This window comes from Silvania sp. (assembly GCF_051656365.1).
Lineage (GTDB): Bacteria > Pseudomonadota > Gammaproteobacteria > Enterobacterales > Enterobacteriaceae > Enterobacter > Enterobacter hatchlandensis.
In genome coordinates this window covers 26,292-45,423 of sequence record NZ_JBOGBT010000110.1, presented here as the reverse complement: position 1 = coordinate 45,423, position 19,132 = coordinate 26,292, and the positions used below count along the sequence as shown (strand labels likewise).

Genomic DNA, 19,132 nt, shown 5'->3' with positions numbered 1-19,132 from the left:
CGCGTTCTTTAGCGAAACGCAGCGCGATGAACTGCAACGCGCCCATCCGGACTGGCACTTTGTTGAAGATGCCGGCCGCGGGTACCGTCGCGTGGTGGCCTCACCGCAGCCGGTGCGTATCGTCGAAGCCGACGCCATTAAAGCGCTGACCCAAAAAGGCTTTGTGGTGATTGGTGCGGGCGGCGGCGGCATCCCGGTGGTGCGCAGCGCCGAAGGGGATTACCAGAGCGTGGATGCGGTGATCGACAAAGATCTCTCCACCGCACTGCTGGCGCGTGAGATCAATGCCAACGTGCTGGTGATCACCACCGGCGTGGAGAAAGTGTGCGTTAACTTCGGCAAGCCGAATCAGCAGGCGCTGGACACCGTCAACGTGGCGCAGATGACGCGCTATGTGGAAGAGGGGCATTTCCCGGCGGGCAGCATGCTGCCAAAAATTGCTGCCAGCCTCGAATTCTTACACTACGGCGGCAGCCGGGTGATCATCACCTCGCCGGAGTGCCTGCCTGCGGCGCTGCGCGGTGAAACCGGCACCCATATTGTGAATGTATAAGTAAAAAGGAAGATAAGATGACAGAAAATAAAAGCCGCCGGGAGTTTCTCAGCCAGAGCGGCAAAATCGCAACCGCTGCAACCGCCTGCGCGCTGTTTGGCGCTACCGGTTCCGTCGCGTATGCTGCAGATCCCGCAACATCTCTCTGCGAGACCGGCAAACCGATGAACATCACCGCAAAACACTACTATCTGGACAACGTGCTGCTGGAGGCCGGGTTCAACTTTGACGGCAACGTGGCCGTTAGCACCCGCACCGAGCTGAAAACGCTGGAAATTAAGGACGGCAAGATTGCGGCGTTGCGCGACAACAAAAGCCACGCCGATGCCACGCTGCCGCACTACGATGCGGGCGGAAAACTGCTGCTGCCTGCCATGCGCGACATGCATATCCACCTGGATAAAACCTTCTACGGCGGCCCGTGGCGTTCGCTGAATCGCCCGGCAGGCACCACCATTCAGGACATGATCCGCCTCGAGCAAAAACTGCTCCCGGAACTGCAGCCCTACACCCAGGAGCGGGCGGAAAAACTGATCGATCTGATCCAGTCGAAAGGCTCCACCATTGCCCGCAGCCACTGCAATATCGAGCCGACATCGGGCCTGAAAAACCTCGAAAACCTGCAGGCGGTGCTGGCCCGGCGCAAACCCGGTTTCGACTGTGAAATTGTCGCCTTCCCGCAGCACGGGCTGCTGCTCTCTAACTCGGAATCGCTGATGCGCGACGCGATGCAGGCCGGGGCGCACTATGTGGGCGGACTGGATCCCACCAGCGTCGATGGCGCGATGGAAAAATCCCTCGACCTGATGTTCCAGATTGCGTTGGATTACGATAAAGGCGTTGATATCCACCTGCACGAAACCAGCCCGGCGGGCATTGCGGCGGTGAACTACATGGTGCAAACCGTGGAGAAAACCCCGGAGCTCAAGGGCAAGCTGACCATCAGCCACGGCTTTGCGCTGGCGATGATGGACGAGAAGCAGGTGGATGAGATTGCTACCCGCATGGCCGCGCAGCAGATCACCGTGGCGTCGACGGTGCCGATTGGTACGCTGCACATGCCGCTGAAACAGCTGCGGGATAAGGGCGTATTTGTGATCTCCGGCACCGACAGCGTGATCGACCACTGGTCACCGTATGGTCTGGGCGACATGCTGGAAAAAGCCAACCTGTATGCTCAGCTCTATATCCGCCCGAACGAGCAAACCCTGTCCCGCTCGCTGGGTATCGCCACTGGCGACGTGCTGCCGCTAAACGACAAAGGCGAGCGCGTGTGGCCGAAGGCGCAGGACGCCGCCAGCTTTGTGCTGGTGGATGCCTCCTGTTCCGCCGAAGCGGTGGCGCGCATTTCCCCGCGCACCGCAACATTCCACAACGGCAACCTGGTGTGGGGCACGGTGGGGTAATTTGCCTTTCGCTCTCTCCCTGCGGGGAGAGGGCATCAGGCCGCACCTTTTGTACGATATACTGCCAGGCACATTCTTACGGAGGGATCTGCCATGGCACAAAATATCTACGACAACCCGGCATTTTTTGAAGGCTATGCCCAGCTGCCGCGCTCGGTTCAGGGTCTGGATGGCGCCCCGGAGTGGGCCTCACTGAAAGGCATGCTGCCGGATTTAACCGGCAAGTCGGTTATCGATCTTGGCTGCGGCTACGGCTGGTTCTGCCGGGTGGCGCGCACGCTTGGCGCAGCGGAGGTAACCGGGGTTGACCTCTCCGAAAAAATGCTCGCACGTGCGGCTGAGCTCACTGACGATGCCAGCATCCACTACCAGCGCAGCGACCTGGAATCCATTACCCTCGCACCGAACAGCCTCGATCTGGTCTACAGCTCGCTGGCGTTGCACTACTTGCCTGAGCTTGACCCGCTGTTCGCTAAAATCCAGCACGCGCTGAAAACGGGCGGCAATCTGGTGTTTTCAATGGAACACCCCATCTACACCTGCGCCACGCGTCAGGGCTGGTTAGCCGACAGTAGCGGCGAACGTTTCTGGGGCGTAAACCATTATCAGGACGAAGGCCAGCGCGTCAGCAACTGGCTGGCAGAGGGGGTCATCAAATACCACCGCACGCTTGGCACGATCCTCAACGCTTTGATTCAGGCCGGACTGACGATTAGCAACGTCAACGAATGGGGGCCAACGCAGGCGCAGATTGACGCCTGGCCTGCACTGGCTGAAGAGGCGGAACGCCCGATGCTGGTGCTGATTTCAGCCCGCAAGGATCAGTAACCTACCTTATACACCCGTCCGCTCTGTACCCCTTCCACGCTGCGGCGATAGGCCTGGGCAACAGTCGCGGCGGGCACACTTTCAAAGCCCGGGAAGAAACCGTCGTAGGCTGCTGCGGATTCCGTTAATACCGTCGGGCTAATCAGGTTGATGCGGATCCCGCGCGGCAGCTCGCAGGCGGCAGCGCGGACAAACCCGGCCAGCGCGGCGTTGACCGTGGTGGCGTTCACCCCCTGGGCAATCGGCTCGTCGGCCACAATTCCGCTTATCAAGGTGATCGACCCGCCTTCATTCAGGTAGTGCTGCCCGGTCAGCGCCAGCCGCACCTGTCCCAGCAGTTTATCCTGCAACCCCTGGTTAAAGTCGCCGTCGGTCATGGTCGCCAGCGGGCCAAAGTGCAGCCCGCCGCTGGCAGAGACAATCGCATCCACCGGACCGATGTTTTCGAACAGTGCCTGCACGCTGGCCTGGGAGGTGATATCCACCTGATAGTCGCCCTGAGTGCGACCCACGCGGATCACCTCGTGGCGACGACTCAATTCCTCGGTCACTGCCCGACCGACCGTACCGCTGGCACCAATAATGACGATTTTCATAGCCGACTCCTTATATTGTGAACCCCCATTGTTTAATAAACCGGATGGCGGATAAACTGGCCTGACGTTAGATGATTACTAACCAGAGGTTTGTAATATGGATAAGCTTCGCGGCATGGAAACGTTTATCGCGGTGGTGGAGAGCGGCAGCTTTACCGGGGCGGCGACGCGGCTGGAGATGTCGGCGGTGATGGTCGGGAAGTACGTCGCCCTGCTGGAAAGCCAGCTCGGCACCCGGCTGCTGGAGCGCAATACCCGTCGTCAGAGCCTGACCGACGCCGGGCGAGTCTATTTTGACGAGGCGAAACGGGTGCTGGAGCAGGTGTCGATCGCCGAAAGCTCGGTCGAGCGCTTACGCGCCGCGCCTGCCGGGACGCTGCGGGTGACGGCGCCCACCTCGTTTGGCGGCTGCGTGATCGCGCCTTTGACCGCCAGCTTTTTGCAGCGCTTCCCGGACGTGCGCATCGAGCTGGATCTGACCAACCGCAGGGTGGATCTGGTGGAGGAGGGCGTGGATCTGGCGATCCGCATCGGCGATATCCACTCCGACGATCTGGTGGCGAAATACCTCTGTCCGTACCGGATGGTGATCTGTGCGGCACCGGACTATTTAGCCCATCACGGCACGCCGCATACGCCTGCGGATCTGGTGGATCATCTGTGCTTGTCCCACACGGTCTGGACCGCGCGCAACGAGTGGCGCTTGCCGGGCGTGGAAGGGGAGGTGCGCTGGAAGCGCGATGCGATTTTACGCTGTAACGACGGCTTCGGCCTGCGGATGGCGGCGATTGCCGGCGCGGGATTGCTGTTGCAACCGGAGGTGCTGGTGGCAGATGAACTGGCGAACGGCAGGTTGGTTCGGGTGCTGGAGAACTTCACCCCCGAACCGAGGCCGGTGCATCTGCTGTGGCGACAGGACTTGCGCCCGCTGCCAAAACTCACCGCGTTTATTGCTCATATCATCACACAGGCACCGTCTGTCCCCTCTCCCTTTCAGGGAGAGGGTTAGGGTGAGGGTTAGAAACGGTAACCTACGCCCACGTTGAAGCCATTGATACCACGGTCGCCGTCGATATCGGTGGTGGTGCCTTCGTAACCGACGTTGATCGCCAGCTCTGCGGTCGGGTTAAACTGCACGCCCGCGCCGTAGGCGAAAGAGGACGATTTTTCAGAGATGCTGTCGCGCTGGGTGTAGTTATCTCCGCCGTTGACCCAGGTGGTGTCGCCGTCCGCTTTGGTGTGGGCAAAACCGCCCAGCGCGTACAGGGAGACAAAGTCGTTAATGCGGTAAGCCGGGCCGACCATCAGGGAGTAATATTTCACGTCAACGTGGTTATGAATCGAGTCAGACGCAATAGAATAATTCTGGTCATCGTCGCCGCTCATATAGGTGAATGACCCCATCACGCTGACCGGAGAATTCCACTCATAGCGATATTGCGCGTTCACGCCGCGAATATTTTTAAAATGTTCGACTTTACTCTGCGCATATCCCACAGAGACGGTGTGATTATCCGCCAGTGCCGCACCGCTCATCAGACCCGCTGCGACCAATACCGCCAGAGAGAGAGTTTTCATTTCCGTAATCCTTGTCACTATTTCTTGTAAGTTATGTCGGATATATCCATATCTAAATCAGGAAATATTCCACGCCACATAAAGCGGTTAAATTGTTGGTTTTTTTGGCAGGGGATGAAATAGGGAATAATCTTAAAGGCCGGAATAGTCCTGGAATTTGCCTCCCCTATTTTGGTAGGGTAGTCAGTGATTTGGATTAAGTATTGTCATGCTACGTCACGTTATACATTATCTTCGCACTGGAAGATGATGCCTGTTTTCTGTTCGTGGTTTTAACGGATACCAAAAATCCAGAACGCCAACCCTGTGGGTATTCCTAAGAGACTGATTTCTAAGATGGTGAACATTTCTTCTTTTCCGAAAGGAAAAGGCTTATCAAAGTCCCAGATCAACCAGCCTTTAACCAGATAAGAAAAAAGACCAATCATCATTAACGCGATGCACATCAAAAAACATAGGCCAAAAAGCGCCCATATGGATTTTTTAGAATTATCGAGTCTCATATTTAAATTTTCCAGCAGGAAGTTCTGCGTTACCAGGAATAAGACGTATCATTTCCTCCCGATGCATTCTTCAATGTTTTATCTATCGGTCTTCTGCCATCAATGTCGCTGCCACATAATCAAGCGCACTGCATGTGTCACCCACAACCGGGACAAAATCTATGCCGAACAACGCCATCTCTTTTAGCGATTCCCCATGCTCGGTGGTTTACCCTGCGCCAGCTGGACGGCGGCCAGCGCAGCATTGACCACCGAGGAGGCAACGACATTTCCCATTTCGTTAAACATCATCTTCACGCTGGAAGATGATGCCTTTTTTCTCTTCATGGATAGCAACGGTTATCTATTTCTTAATCAGCGTTGCATGACACAGTTGATTGTTTTTCTCGAACTGAAGGTGTATTGCGTAGTTAACATTTTCGTATTTTAACCACCCATTGATATACCCAAGAAGCATGTCGGATTTACCTTCTCCGCTCAGCGTCGGCTGTCCAAGTAAATTTGCTACTGACACTCTGTCCATACCCGCTTTAATCCCAGGGACAAAGTTGCCTGCAAACGGTGAATATCCATCCTCATTGCCAAAGTAAAAATGAATATGATTCAGGCAGTCTTTACGAAACCCCATCTCGATACCAGACTGATAAAATTTATAATACTTCGTTTTTCCATCAGGATCGTTATATTCGCCAGAATCAGCTGATATATCCGGGGGTTCACCGATTGCCTGACAAAGATTAATAACGTCAACAGAATGTTCGTGTTTACCCAGAACATGTATAAAGCTTACCCATTCCACTGTCATTTTATAACCCCCGTCTGGCGATTTCTGTCAATAATTTTTTGTATTGTATCATCAACAAGTTTTGGATCATAACCACGCTCAACCAGGTTGGTTCTTAGAGAGGTGATATCGCGGCATACAGCGCTGCAGAGATCCAGAGCATCTTTTTCTATCTGTGCCGCTGTGTTTTTCCCGCCGTAGGTCGGCCCCGCCTGATGCACATCCTTAGGCACTTCTACTGCAGTTGCATTCTGATAAAGTTTTCTACTTTCAGCCTCAGTTAACGGGCGTCCAATTTCGATTTCTTTCGCTTTTTTCAGCGCAGCAAAAGAGGGGATATGGTCATGTTCTAAGTTATCGCCCACCACTGCACCTTTTTTAAGCTCCTGGAATGATCCTACATCCAGAGCCTTAACTTTTTGTACTTCAGTACTGGCTTGTTTAATCAGCTTAGATGCGGTTTCAAGATCGCCAGCTTTTAAGGCTTTCTCAGCCCCTTTTATCGCTTTGCCCGCTACATCTCCTGCGCCAGGAATGATGCCTATCGTCGCAGCCAGATAATCAAGCGCACTGTGCGCTTCCGCAAATCCTTTGATATCGCCGACGATGGGTACAAAATCCACCCCAAATAAAGCGGCATCTTTCAGCGCTTCCCGACGCTCGGTGTACATTTTAACCGAGCAGGCTTCGGCGCTCATCCCGCTGCAGTTTTCGCGCTGGTAGCGTTCATTTTCGGCCTTCACCTGCTCTTCGGCCACCTGCTCGGTGGTTTTACCCTGTGCCAGAGCCGCGGCGATGTCGCCAAGGGAGTTATTCTCAACCGTGGTCTTACCCGCCTGCGCCCCCGACACGGCAGAAGCAGAACTGTCGCCCACCAGTCCGCCGGAAAGCCCTGCCGCCAGCGTCGCCAGCGCAGAGACCGTCTGCTTCTGCGTTTCGTCCAGCTCGTCGGCCGATTTACCGTACATCTCGGTAGCGATCATCCCCACCAGTTCGCCCGAGGCGGCACCGGCGGCACCCGCCAGCGCGTTTTGCCCCTGGGCGGCGGCCAGTGCGGCGTTGACCACCGCGTGGGCGGCCACTTTGCCCGCGTCGTTCAGGCCGCTGTGGTGACCAATCACTTCTGCAATATACGGCGCGGCACCGCCCGCCAGCGCGGCGCTGAGATCGCTCCCCGCCAGGCCCTGAACTGCCGCCGTCGCCGCCTGAATCGCCTGCTGATACTGCCCGCCAGTGCCAAAGCCGGAGACGTTGAGCGCGTCGTTATAGGCCGTCTGGTAGATCTGGCCGTTGATGTCGCTAAGGGTCGCGGTTTTGCCCGGGTTGGCTTTTTCCCACGCGGCTTTCGCCTCCTGTAAATCCTGGGCGTTAACGTTGTTGAGCTTCTCTTTCGCCGCGTTGGTGGCGCGGATGCTGCCCTCGGTGCGGGCAATATCGGCCACCTGATTGCCAATCTCGCCAATCAGCTGGGCCTGCTGCAGGCGCTCCTGCTCTTTCTCTTTGTCGAAGATAGGGGAGAGCGTCTGGTTGGCGTGCTCCACGTCGCGACTGAGCTGGTTGACATCCTGAACCTGACGATTCGGGTCGCGGATAATCAGGGTCCCGTCCGAGACTGCGGCGTGGGTGGTGCTGCTGTCGTGTCCCTCGCGATTCGCCCCCACCAGCAGGCCGTTGGCCATGTTGCCGGCAAACTGGCTGCCAATGCTGCCCCCGGTGCTCATCCCCACGCTCTGGTGTTCCACTTCGAAGTCGGCGCGGTTTTCGATATTGCTGAAGCCAAGGGTGCCGGTCTCAAGACGGTTTTTATCAGCGGTCGCCGTAGAGCCAATCACCGCTCCGTTGAGCTGGGTATGCTCGCCCACGCTGACGTCATACCCGCCTTTGCCCGCGAAGATCCCGGTCTGTTCCACCACCGAGTCGTAGTTGCTGTGCATCTTGTCGCGGCTGAGGTTAATGCTGGCCGAGCCGGTCATGGAACCGATGCTGAAGCTGCCCCCCGCGCTGGCATTCTGCTGTTTTGAATCGTAGCGATCGCTGTCCTGTTCGGAAGTGAGCGTCAGGTTGCGGCCAATGTCGGCTTTCACCGTTTCACCGCTCACCTGCGCCCCGGTCAGGGTGGCATCGCGTCCGGTCAGCAGCGTCACCTGACGGCCCGCGTCGACGGTGGTTTCGCTGTGGGTGGTGCCGTTGCCGCTCTCGCTGCCTTTGCCCCGGTTGATGCTGGCAGAGATGTTAAGGCCAAAGCCACCGGAGCCCACACCAATCCCGACCCCAACGCTGCCGCCCTTGCTGTCGTTTTTACCGTCCAGCAGCTGGTTGTTTTGCGCCGAGCGCAGGTACAGATCGCGGTTGGCGGCGAGGGTCAGGTCATTGCCCGCTTTAAGCTGGCTCCCTTCGACGGTCAGATCCCCGTCCGCGCCTCTCTCGCCGCTGCCGGTGGCGGTAACGCTGAGGTCACGCCCGGCGTTGAGGGTGCTGCCCTGAGCGATATTCTGCTCGCTGGTCTGGGTCGATTTCGACGACTGGCTGCCGTAAGAGAGGCTAATGCCGACGGTGTTGGTGTTGCCGGCGTCCGCCCCCTGGGCCTGATCCATCCGCGCGGCCTGGGCGGCCTGCACCCCGGAGAGCGCAGCCTTCACCCCCTGCAGCGCCTGCAGACGGCCGCTGCCGGAGGATTTCGCCTGCTGGGAGGCCTCGACGGCGCTGTTCAGGGCGCTGCCGACGGTGCCGGAGAGCGCCAGAGTCAGCCCGGAGGTTTTCTGTTCCACCTCGTGGGTTTGCTGGCTGCGGTTGTTCACTGCCGTGATGTCGACGTTTTTGCCGCTGAGGGTCATATCCTGACCGGCTACCAGATCCGAGCCGCTGACCGTCAGGCGATCCCCGGCGCGCAGGGTCAGATCGCCGTCGACGCTGCCGACGGTGCTGCCTGCCTGAGTGGCGTCCGCGCCGGTATCGGTGGTTTTGATGCTTTGGGTCCCGACGCTAAAGCCGATCCCGCCCGAGCTTAACAGCCCTGATTTTTTCTCCTGCTTCTGGTGCAGCTCGGTATTGCGCTCGCCCTGGGTATCGACGGTGAGATTGTTGCCCGCCAGCAGGGCGACATCGCCTGTGCCCGCCACGTTGCTGCCGCGCACGGTCAAATCGTTTCCAGCGGTAAGGTTAACGGTATCGCCATTTAGCTCGCTGCTCTGTACCGTCTGACGGGCGATCTGGTCGTGGGTGGTGGTGGTGGTTTTCGACAGCCAGCCGTTACCGCCGACCACTTTATGCCGTTCGTCCAGATCCTGACTGTTTTCACCTGCGGTCAGGGTCAGGTTATTCCCGGCGCTGAGGTTCAGCGCCTGTCCGGCGGAGAGGGCGGCGGCGCGGGCGTTAAGGTCATTACCTGCCGCCAGGGTGACGTCACCGGTGCCGGTCACTTCGCTGCCCACGCTGTGCGTCTCGCCCTGTTTCAGGGTGTTGTCGGCATCCCACACCAGATTATCGCGGCTGGCGGTGGTGACCGTGTTGAGGGTCATATCCCGTCCGGCCACCAGCTGCGCTTTGCCGTTCTCGCCGCTTGCGATCACCTGCGCCCCGGTCAGGGTGATATCGCGCCCGGACTGCAGGGCCAGCTTGCCGTCGTCGCCCTGCACGTAAATGCCCGAGACGCTGTCAATGGTGGTGCGCGCGAAGCGGTTCTCGCCGTTGACGCTGTCGGCGCTGACGGTGGTGGTGGTGAGGGTAATGTCGCGCCCGGCGCTGGCCAGCACGCTACTGTCGCCGACGATCGCGCCGCCGACGTTGTTGATATCGGTGCGTGCGTTCAGGCTCACGTCTGCGGCCTGCATCGTGCCGGTCTGGTTGGTGATGTTGTCGGCATCCAGCTGCAGCACTTTGCGCCCGGCAAGGGTGCCCTGGTTAAACAGGTCGCCGTTGAGCTTGATCGAGACATTGTTCCCGGCAATCAGCGCCCCGGAGCCGTCGATATCCCCCGGTTTCACCTTGGCGTACACCTGCGGCACCAGCACGTTCTCCATCGAGCCGTCCGGCATCTTCACGCGAGTGTTCACCAGCCAGACGATGTCCCCGGTCAGGAGCGCCATCTGCGCGGGCGTCAGCGCCACGCCGATCTTCAGATCGTACTGTTTGCCGAAGGTGATGCCCTGGTCCATCAGCGCTTTGTACTGCTCTTCGTCGTTGCTGTAGCCGTCCAGGTAGCGCTGGCCGGTAATGCCAATCACCTGTTCGCGGATCACGCGCTGCTCGTAGTAACCATCCCCGAGGCGTTTTTGCGTATTGTCGCCATTCGCGCTGAAGGCGTTCTGCATATAGTCGCTGCCGAGCCATTGGCGCTCGTTGGTAAAGCGCGGATCGGTTTCGACCAGATACGGCACAGTGGCCGACGGGTTCACCTTGAACAGGCTGTTATCCGGCAGGGTGGTGTTGGGGCCGATAATGCGGATCGCACCTTCGGCAGGAGTGACTTCAAACTGCTGTCCGGCAGGCGGGGTCACCGGCTCGCCCGGCGAGACGGTCTGCTGCGGCGCGGGTTTTACGCCTGCGGCCTGACCGATCGCCACATCCGTGCCTGCCAGCACCAGCGGGGTAATGTTGAGATTGCTACCCTCGACGCTGCCGTTACTCACCAGCTGGCCCGGCTTCAGGGAAATGCTCTGGATAACGGTCGGCGGCGTATAGGCGGTGCGGCTGCGGCCCTGCTCATCGTCGCCTTTGTGGCGAATACGATAGTAGTGGGTGACGGTCCCGTCATCAGTGGTGTAGCGCTTGCCCGGCACCTCGTCGTTCTGCACGCTTTTCAGCCGGTCAATCGCCAGCGTGCCGCCCGCAATCACCTGGCTGTTGTCGTTAAACAGCTTATCGCCCGTCAGCAACAGGTTGCCCCCGGCGAGGATCTTCGCCGGGTCGCTCTCTTTGATCCGCGTTTCGTCAATCGTGCGGGTGTAGTCGTACTGGTTGAAGTTATCGTTGCCGTGGCCGGTTTTATCCGGCGTGTTAAGGTTTTTGAGCCCGTCGGCAGAGTTACGATCGACCCATACGCCATCGTCGGTTGAGCTCCAGCGGTTGGTCGAGCCGGAGTGCTGGTAGTCGGTGAGTTGTTCTTCAGAGACGCGCACCACCTCGGTGGCGAAGTGGTCGTTAATGTTGTTGATCTGCCCGGCGGCAATGGCCATGTCCCCGGCAGACTCAATGGTGGCGCTGTGATTGTTGATGGCTCCCGCGCGGCCAATGACGGCCCCGCTGTCGTCCAGCGCGCCGCCAATGCTCATGCTGCCTGCGCTGTAGATCAGACCGTGGTCGCGGTTGTTCAGCGTCTGCACGCCAAGATTAACCTGCTCGCGCCCGGCGAGCGTCGCCGCGGTGCCGTTTTCGGCGAGGTTATTAAAGGTGATAGTGTTTACGCCCACCGCATCGCCGTAGATCCGACCCGTGCCAATGTTGGTGAGGGTGTTGGCATTGATGCGGGTGATGATCCCGTCGATCAGGCCGGTATTGTGTACCGTCCCGGTGCTGTTCAGGGTGGTGCTGCCGGCATTGATCTCGCCGCTGGCGAGATTATTCAGATTTGCGCTCTGCACGTTGAGGGCGCTGCCTGCCATCAGCGTGCCGCTGTTGGTCAGGTCGCCCCCGGTGGTGAAAGTCAGATTGCCGTTGGCAATAGTGGTGCCGCTGTTGGTGACGCCGCTGACGCTATGTAAATCCATCTCCCCCAGCGACAGCAGCTGACCGCTGGCATCCAGGCTATTGGCCTGCACGCTGAGGGTTTCGCCCGCTTTGACGACGCCCCCGGCGTTGAGAAGGGCAAGCCCGTTACCGCGAAGATCGACGCTCCCGGCCGAGGCCAGCGCGCCCGCGCGGTTGTTCAGCACGCCACGGTTTTCGATGCTCAGGGCGTTATTTGCCAGGATGCTGCCGCTCTGGTTATCCAGCGAGCCGGTAGTGAGCGCCAGGCTCTGCGCCTCCAGGCCCTGATTTTCACCGAGGGTGTTCTGGTTAACGAAGCTCAGGGCGGTGAGGGTTACGCTTTTGCCGCTGCGGATAAGCCCCGAGACGTTATTCACCGCCCCCTGGGCGCTGTCGAGGAGCAGATCGCCCACCGACTGGATCTGCCCGCCGCCGTTTTGCAGGTAAGCGGTATGCAGGGCGGTATCGGCCTCGCCGGTGATGCGCCCGCCCGCACGGTTATCCAGCGTGCCGGTGGTGATGTTCACGCCGCTGCCCTGCAGCAGGCCGCTCTGGTTATTCAGCCCGGTGGCGGCGGTGAGCGACAGATCCTCTGCCGCCGCCAGTGTCCCGGCGCTGTTGTTGAGCTGCTCACCGGAAAACGCAAGGCTGTCGGCGGATAAGGTGGTGCCGTGGCGGTTATCCAGCAGGCCGCCGGTCAGGGTCATCGCCCCGACCGATTTCAGCGCACCGTCGTTGTTGGTCAGCGTGGCGAACCCGGCAGTCAGGCGCTGGTTGGCACCGATTTGGCCGTCGGTGTTGTCGATATCGCGGGCATTGAGGCTAAAATCGCCGTCGCTTGCGAGGAAGCCGCGCTGGTTATTGAGCCCGCCGCTCGCCACATCCAGCGAACCCAGAGAGAGCAGGGAGCCGGAGCGGTTATCAAACTCGCCGTTTAGCGCCAGCGTCGCGCCGTCGGCAACAATCACCCCCTGCTGGTTGTTGAGGTTAGCCGCACCGATGCGCTGGGTTTTTGCCGCCTCAATGCGGCCTTTAGCGTTGTTTACGGCCTGCTGGCTGACGATCTCGCCGTCGCCCGCGGCGGCAGAGATCAGCCCCCGGGCGTTATCCAGCGTACCCGCCTCGAGCCGGGTGTTGCCAGCGACCGCCACGATCTGCCCGTCGCTGTTATCAATGGCACCGGCCTTGAGCTGGACGCCGTTCGCCGCACCAATCTGCCCCTGCCGGTTATCGATGTTGCCCGGCAGGTTTACCGCCAGCGCGCCGCTGCCGCGCTGGACGATGTTGCCTTGCTGGTTGCTGAGGTCGTGAGCGCTGAGGTTAATCGCCTCCGCGCCCAGCGTGCCGCCGTTGTTATTGAGTAATTTACCGCTACGGACAGTCAGTTCGCTGGCGTTCACCTTCGCGCTGGCGGTGGTCACATCCCCCGCGCCGCCGTCCAGCAGGACGCGTTTAGCCTGGGTCTGGCTGCCACTGACGTCCACGCCCTGGCCGCTGGCGCTGAGATTGCCGCCCGCCAGCGTTTGCCCGTGGGCGCTGAGCTGGCCGCGGGTGCTGAGTTCCAGATCGCCCGCCTCGGCAAGCCTGCCGTCGTTTGTCACCCCGGCGGCCAGCACGCTCGCTTTACTGGCGGTGAGGCTTCCCGCGTTCACCCGGACGTGGCTGGCGGCGGTGATCGCCCCGCTGTTGTTCATCTCGCCTGCGGTTTGCAGGCGGGCAGCGTCGCTGGCCCGGACGGTGCCGCTGTTTTCGATGCGTCCGTCGGCTGAGATCGTGACGCTGCCTGCCTGGGCCCCGATGGCGCCTGCGTTACGCACGCCGACGCCGCGCTCGGTGCCCACCATGCGGATTTTGCCTGCGTACATGCCCCCGAGGCTGGCCACGTCTACCGCCATCTGTGGGCGGGTGGCCGGATCGTCGCTGCCTTTTTCGATACTCTCGTGGGCGGCATCCACCTGGTTACGCCCGGTGGTAATCTTCAGATCGTTGGCCCACAGTCCGGCGTTGACCTTCACCGAGCGGGCGATAATGTCGGTGTAATCCGCGCCGGAGGTGTCCATCCCGGCACCCTCGACCACCACTTCCCCGCGCTCGACGTTAAAGCCGGTGAGGTTGCCGTCTTTCATCTGCGCCTGGCCGGTGGTGAGCGTGGCGCGGTTGGCGTTGATAAAGCCGCAGCCGCTACAGGTAATGCCCGACGGGTTGGCGATCACCACCTGCGCTTTTTTACCGGCAACTTCGATCATGCCGTTGAGTTTGCTCGGATCCCGGGAGCTGACCTCGTTGAGGATCACTTTGGCTTCACCCCTGGCGAGCCACGGGTTGCCTGCCACCATGCCGCCAAGGTTGGTCTGCACGTTGTTGTGGGCGTTGTTAAGAATCACCCCTTTGTTATCCACGTCGAACTGGGTGTAGTTGTTGCGCGACACCCCGGCGTCAGACGGGGTCTGGATATTGACCTGCGGCGTGCCGTTGGCGCTGTTGATCACCGTCGGCTGCTGGTTTTTAGGTGCACCGGCGTCGGCAACGATGTTGGCCTGCGCCGTGTGTACCGCCCCCATTGCCAGCCACAGGCTAAAGCTGAGGGCGCTTACTTTGCCAATAAGACGGCTGTGGGTCTGGCTGATACCGGAAGAACGGGACGAACCGGCGCGGCCGGAGCGGGCGATATCCGCCACCACCATCAGCATGCCGCGCGCTTTGTTAAAGACAATTCGGTACAGGTTCTTATTCATGGTTCGTTCCTTTAAACGCTTCCGGCAGGTTTACGGCGAGCGGGTGGTTCTGTTGCCAGGCTCTGGCGTGTTGGCGGCTGACGTGGTTGCCGTGGAACAGCATCACGCGCTTGCCACGCTCGGCGCCCCGATGCCAGAGCGCGCGGCAGATATGGTCGGGGAAGATATCCCGACGCAGCAGGGCCGACATTTCGGCGGTGTGGCCGAACGGGGCGATCCAGTCGCAGAACCAGATCCGATCCCCACTGTCCCAGTCTGCCTCTGGCATCTCAATGGACGGGCGGGTGAGAAAGCGGGCTTCCGATTCCTCATTCAGCCAGGCCCAGCTGAGGAAAAAGACCGGGCGGTCGTTTTCAACCACCAGCACGTACTGACGGCGCTTAATGATCGGCAGCAGCAGCGTTGGCAGGGCATGCAGCGGGGCATCCCGGTGCATCGGGGAGTGCATCCACAGCCAGACGGTGGCACCCAGCACCTCGGCTTCACTCTCTTCACCGCCGAGGATCAGCGGGGCTTTGATCTCCAGATTTCCGACGCGCATCACCAGCTCCAGTTGAGGTTAAAGCCGAGCGTCAGATCGCTGGTGGCAAAGCCGTCCGGCTTCGATAACGGCGTCCCGGCGAACAGGTCGTAGCCGGTGTTAAAGGCGTTGCCGCGCAGGCCCGCCACGCCGCCCGCCAGGTGTTTACCGACCTGCAGATCCGAGCTGTAGCCGCCCACTTCGCCGTAGTCGGCACCCAGATAGAACTCCTGATTCGGCAGGGGCGTGCGCCAGGCCAGATCGTTACGCACGTACCAGCCGTGGCTGGCGCTGAGGGTGCGCTCGCCGTCAAAGCCGCGCACCGTCCAGCGGTTGCCGATGGCGAACTGATCCTGCGGGGTGAGCGGGGTGTTGCTTATCTGGCGCAGGTACTGCACGTTGTAGCGGAAGTTTTGCGTGCCGATGGCAAACGGCAGATCGAGCTGGGTGCTCAGCAGGGTGATTTTGCCCAGCGCAGTGGCATCGCCCCAGTACTCTTCCGGGGCAGGCTGCGCGCCAAACCAGCGGGTGCCGCGCTGATAGCTGATACCCGCATCAAGCGTCGCCTGGCCGATGTAGTGGCGATGCTCCAGCCCGACGCGCCAGCCTGCGGTCTGCCGACGCTGAACGCCCACCTCCGTGTCGTCGATAAAGTTGCGGGTTTCCCGCGCCAGGACGTCGTAGGTGAGGGTGGTTTTTTGTGAGCCGTTGCGGTGCAGCACGCGGCTGAGCTGAATATCGAGGTTTTTGCTTTTGCCGCTGTAGCGATAATCTTCGTTCAAACCGGCGACGGTCTGGTGGTAGTCGTAGTCGCTGCCGGTGATGCCCAGCATCCAGTAGCCGAACGGCACCGAGTAGTGGGCGGTGTAGTTTTTGCTGCCCTTGCCGCTTTTATCGTTCAGATCGTGGCTGGCGGAGACATACAGCAGATCGCTCAGGGAGAAGGGGTTATCCAGCGACAGGGTGACGCCGCCCTGATAGCGCCCGGTGGTTTCGGTCCCGGCGTCGTCCAGCGACAGGCCGACACGCCACATTTTGCTCTGCTTACGGACGATCGCCACATCGCTCTCACCCGGATTTTCCCCTGGCAGCAGCTCCATGTTGGCTTCTACCGTCGGCAGGCGCTGCAGGTTTTCCAGCCCTTGTTCAATATCGCGCAGATCCAGCAGCTCCCCTTCGTGTGCCGGGAAGGCGCTGTACAGCTGGATATAGTCGTCGCTCTCTTTGGTCAGCGTTACGTGGCGGATCGCCCCCGGCACGATGGCCAGTTTCAGGGTGCCGCTTTTCAGATCCTGTGACGGAGCCAGCACGCGGGTGGTGATCCAGCCGTGATCGACAATCCGGTTCTGCAGGGTGCTCATCAGCAGATTGATCCCTTTACCGCCCAGACAGCGCCCCTGGGCCTGGTCGGCAATTCGCTGCAGCGGCAGCCAGTGGGGCAGGGCCTGCTGGCCGCTCAGTTCGACGCGGTTAATCGGGAAGCAGGGGGTTTCCGTCGGGAAGGCAATTTTGCCAAAGCCTGATGACGGCTCAGAAAGCCGCACATCGGGCACCGGCGGGGTTAATTGCTGCTCTAAGGCTCTTTGACGCTGCTGCTGAATTATAAATTGATTATCCGGCTCCGCCGCGTGGGCAGAGAACAGTAAAGGCAGGCCAGCGGCTGTCGTTATTATTATGGCGATAGGGTATCGGGCGTTCATCAAGGATCCGTGCCGTGTAAGCAAATAAGTTGCAGTGTGAATTTGTGTAAAATTGTTTATTTATTGCAGGGGGAATGAAAGGGGGATTAATCCTAAAGCCCGGAATTATCCGAGTTTATGACTCCTTAAATCTGGTAGGTTTGATGAGGTGAAGAATATATTGGTGGTTTCACGTGGATGCTGAGGAATATCCACGCGAAACTTAAGTGAAATTATTGCCGGATTATTTCTGAATGCGATCGACGCGTACCACCGGCGGGGTGGATTTTTTATCCAGACTGCCGTTAATGCTGATCATATTATCCGGTTTAACCGTTCTGCCATCAAAAACAGACTGTGGAATAATAGTATCTATTTTTCCGGTTTTATCGCGGAAGACATATTTATCTCCGGAACCATCAATTAAATTACCGCGTAATGAAATGGTGGCCCCGTCGTGCATTTCTTTTGCCTGCTCGACGGTCATTATTCTGGCGTCTTCGGTACCACGATAACCTTCTTCCAGCGCATGCGGTGGCGGGGGGGCAGTGTCTTTTTTCAGTCCGCCATTATCATCGGCCCAGGCCGTTGGGATTAACAGACAACAAAACAGCGGCGCAACGGATAATTTCATACTGCCTCCTGAGTGAGTAGTGGCTTGACAGATTAAGTCTGGTTGCTATTTTTACCTTTGCAAACAAGAACTGTCTTAAAGAGAATTATGACTAAAAATCATAATGTTAATTAACGAGGCGGTAGGGCGAAATATGGCGAATGGACATGGCAATCCCGATAAATTGCCCGGGGTAGATGAGAGCCGCTTCGCTATTGCGCTGGAGTCCGCCTTCCGTCGTTATGGTCTTGTTTTTCTGCTCCTCATCATTGCCGCCGCGCTGTCGGGCGTATTTTCGGTGGGTTATTTCAGCCACGCCAGTCAATCCACTGAAAATAAGACAGTTAAAATAGAGTATCAACGCTTCGGGCGGCTGCAAAATCAACTGCAATTAAAAATCACTGTGGCCCGCGAGCCTGAAGAAAATACCACTCTGGTGCTTGGTGGCGAATATATGGACAGCTTTGAAACCAGCGCTATCTGGCCGCAGCCGGATAATATGTACAGCCAGGGGCAGAAATTAATATTGGTTTATCATCCCGCCGGGCAGAAAGGGGATTTTTCGGTGTGGATCTATACTGCGCCGGACCAGCCCGGAAAAGCCGTGACCACTCTGCACGTCAATAATGCGCCGGAAATGTCGTTCTGGCAGTTTATCTATCCGTAGGAGGATACGATGGATATGATCTTTCGCGCCGTCGCCGTCTATCTGATCCTGCTGGTGGTATTTAAAATTGCCGGGCGACGGGCGCTGTTACAAATGACCAGCTTTGACCTGATCCTGCTGCTGATTATTAGCGAGGCCACCCAGCAGGCGCTGCTGGGGAATGATTTCTCGATAACCGGCGCGATGCTGACCATCGTGACGCTGGTGGTGGTGGATATGCTGTTTGGCTATCTGAAGAAATACTCCTCCCGGGCCGAATCGTTACTCGATGGCTCGCCGGTTATTCTGGTGGCCCACGGCAAACCGCAGGAGGAGAAGTTAAAGCAGGTTAACGTCTCCTGCGACGATGTGATGGTCTCCGCCCGGCAAAATCACGGCATCTATCAGCTGGCGAAAATTAAATACGCGATCCTTGAATGCAATGGTCATATTTCTATTATTCCGGAAGAGAGTGAATCATGACAGCCAATATCTGGAACGAGGCCAAAACCGCCGCCGAGCTGACCAGGCAGGTGGCGTATGTGTTAAGTGAACTGGGGTGGCGACTGACCACCGCCGAGTCCTGCACCGGCGGCAAGCTGGCGTCGGCCCTGTGTGCCGAGGAGGACACCGCCGACTTCTATGGCGTGGGGTTAGTCACCTTCACCGATGAGGCCAAACAGAAGGTGCTGGGGGTGAAGCCAGAAACTTTAGAGAAATACAGCGCCGTCAGTGAGCAGACGGTGTGCGAGATGGCTCAGGGGGCGCTGCGCGTCGCCGAGGTGGATATTGCCGTCGCCATTAGCGGCTACGCCGGGCCGGACGGCGGGGATGACGGCACGCCCGCGGGCACGGTGTGGTTTGCGTGGAGCTTTCACGGGGAAGTGCGCGCCACGGTGCAGCACTTTACCGGCGAGTGCGATGACGTGATTGAAAAAGCGGTGCGCTATGCCCTGACAGAGGTCATCAGGCGCATACCGCAGTGGAAAAAGCAGCTGCATTAGCG

Annotated in this window: 16 protein-coding genes; 7 read left to right on the top strand and 9 right to left on the bottom strand. The window is 59.0% G+C overall.

Features of this window, described 5'->3' with window-relative positions:
- From ACRDD5_RS22230 to ACRDD5_RS22220, 3 genes are all read left to right on the top strand, one after another.
- On the top strand, positions 1 to 553 hold a 553-nt coding region (locus tag ACRDD5_RS22230; protein WP_438678019.1), incomplete at its 5' end, for a carbamate kinase.
- Positions 554 to 570: 17 nt separating this feature from the next.
- Positions 571 to 1,959 carry an amidohydrolase family protein gene (locus ACRDD5_RS22225; RefSeq protein WP_438678018.1) on the top strand — a complete coding sequence of 463 codons (1,389 nt, stop codon included), beginning with the start codon at positions 571 to 573 and terminating at the stop codon, positions 1,957 to 1,959.
- A 93-nt stretch (positions 1,960 to 2,052) separates the two neighbouring features.
- The gene (locus tag ACRDD5_RS22220; RefSeq protein WP_438678017.1) at positions 2,053 to 2,787 is read left to right on the top strand and encodes a class I SAM-dependent methyltransferase; all 735 of its coding nucleotides are present in this window, start codon (positions 2,053 to 2,055) and stop codon (positions 2,785 to 2,787) included.
- Here the strand turns inward: ACRDD5_RS22220 and ACRDD5_RS22215 are convergent.
- Positions 2,781 to 3,383, bottom strand: coding sequence for a short chain dehydrogenase (locus tag ACRDD5_RS22215; protein WP_438678016.1), 603 nt, complete (start codon positions 3,381 to 3,383; stop codon positions 2,781 to 2,783). The two genes, ACRDD5_RS22220 and ACRDD5_RS22215, sit on opposite strands and share 7 nt — an antisense overlap.
- A 97-nt stretch (positions 3,384 to 3,480) precedes the next feature.
- On the opposite strand from ACRDD5_RS22215, the gene ACRDD5_RS22210 reads away from it, so the two are divergent.
- The gene (locus ACRDD5_RS22210; RefSeq protein WP_438678015.1) at positions 3,481 to 4,392 is read left to right on the top strand and encodes a LysR substrate-binding domain-containing protein; all 912 of its coding nucleotides are present in this window, start codon (positions 3,481 to 3,483) and stop codon (positions 4,390 to 4,392) included.
- A gap of 8 nt (positions 4,393 to 4,400) precedes the next feature.
- On the opposite strand, the gene ACRDD5_RS22205 is transcribed toward ACRDD5_RS22210, so the two are convergent.
- The 8 genes from ACRDD5_RS22205 to ACRDD5_RS22170 form a co-directional block, all read right to left on the bottom strand.
- The gene (locus ACRDD5_RS22205; protein ID WP_438678014.1) at positions 4,401 to 4,961 is read right to left on the bottom strand and encodes an Ail/Lom family outer membrane beta-barrel protein; all 561 of its coding nucleotides are present in this window, start codon (positions 4,959 to 4,961) and stop codon (positions 4,401 to 4,403) included.
- Between the two features lie 272 nt (positions 4,962 to 5,233).
- The gene (locus ACRDD5_RS22200; RefSeq protein WP_438678013.1) at positions 5,234 to 5,464 is read right to left on the bottom strand and encodes a hypothetical protein; all 231 of its coding nucleotides are present in this window, start codon (positions 5,462 to 5,464) and stop codon (positions 5,234 to 5,236) included.
- Positions 5,465 to 5,647: 183 nt separating this feature from the next.
- Entirely contained in the window at positions 5,648 to 5,791 is a 144-nt protein-coding gene (locus ACRDD5_RS22195; RefSeq protein ID WP_438678012.1) for a hypothetical protein, read from the bottom strand.
- Between the two features lie 16 nt (positions 5,792 to 5,807).
- Positions 5,808 to 6,269 (bottom strand): hypothetical protein, encoded by a 462-nt coding sequence (locus ACRDD5_RS22190; RefSeq protein ID WP_438678011.1) that lies wholly within the window; start codon positions 6,267 to 6,269, stop codon positions 5,808 to 5,810.
- A complete protein-coding gene (locus ACRDD5_RS22185; protein ID WP_438678010.1) occupies positions 6,266 to 14,668 on the bottom strand; it encodes a two-partner secretion domain-containing protein in 8,403 nt (2,800 codons plus the stop codon). The genes ACRDD5_RS22190 and ACRDD5_RS22185 overlap by 4 nt, the downstream gene beginning before the upstream one ends.
- Positions 14,661 to 15,209: a toxin-activating lysine-acyltransferase gene (locus ACRDD5_RS22180; protein WP_271281957.1), complete on the bottom strand. Its 549-nt coding sequence runs from the start codon at positions 15,207 to 15,209 to the stop codon at positions 14,661 to 14,663. Before ACRDD5_RS22180 ends, ACRDD5_RS22185 begins: the two co-directional genes overlap by 8 nt.
- Complete coding sequence (locus ACRDD5_RS22175; RefSeq protein WP_438678009.1) at positions 15,209 to 16,888, bottom strand: ShlB/FhaC/HecB family hemolysin secretion/activation protein; 1,680 nt, start codon at positions 16,886 to 16,888, stop codon at positions 15,209 to 15,211. Before ACRDD5_RS22175 ends, ACRDD5_RS22180 begins: the two co-directional genes overlap by 1 nt.
- A 223-nt stretch (positions 16,889 to 17,111) precedes the next feature.
- Positions 17,112 to 17,501, bottom strand: coding sequence for a YdeI family stress tolerance OB fold protein (locus ACRDD5_RS22170; protein ID WP_438678008.1), 390 nt, complete (start codon positions 17,499 to 17,501; stop codon positions 17,112 to 17,114).
- Positions 17,502 to 17,634: 133 nt separating this feature from the next.
- On the opposite strand from ACRDD5_RS22170, the gene ACRDD5_RS22165 reads away from it, so the two are divergent.
- From ACRDD5_RS22165 to ACRDD5_RS22155, 3 genes are read left to right on the top strand one after another with little or no spacing between them, the layout of a single operon-like run.
- Positions 17,635 to 18,147: a hypothetical protein gene (locus ACRDD5_RS22165; protein ID WP_438678007.1), complete on the top strand. Its 513-nt coding sequence runs from the start codon at positions 17,635 to 17,637 to the stop codon at positions 18,145 to 18,147.
- Between the two features lie 9 nt (positions 18,148 to 18,156).
- Positions 18,157 to 18,609, top strand: coding sequence for a DUF421 domain-containing protein (locus ACRDD5_RS22160; protein ID WP_271281961.1), 453 nt, complete (start codon positions 18,157 to 18,159; stop codon positions 18,607 to 18,609).
- Entirely contained in the window at positions 18,606 to 19,130 is a 525-nt protein-coding gene (locus ACRDD5_RS22155; RefSeq protein ID WP_438678006.1) for a 2-oxo-tetronate isomerase, read from the top strand. The genes ACRDD5_RS22160 and ACRDD5_RS22155 overlap by 4 nt, the downstream gene beginning before the upstream one ends.
- The last annotated feature ends 2 nt before the right edge of the window (positions 19,131 to 19,132 follow it).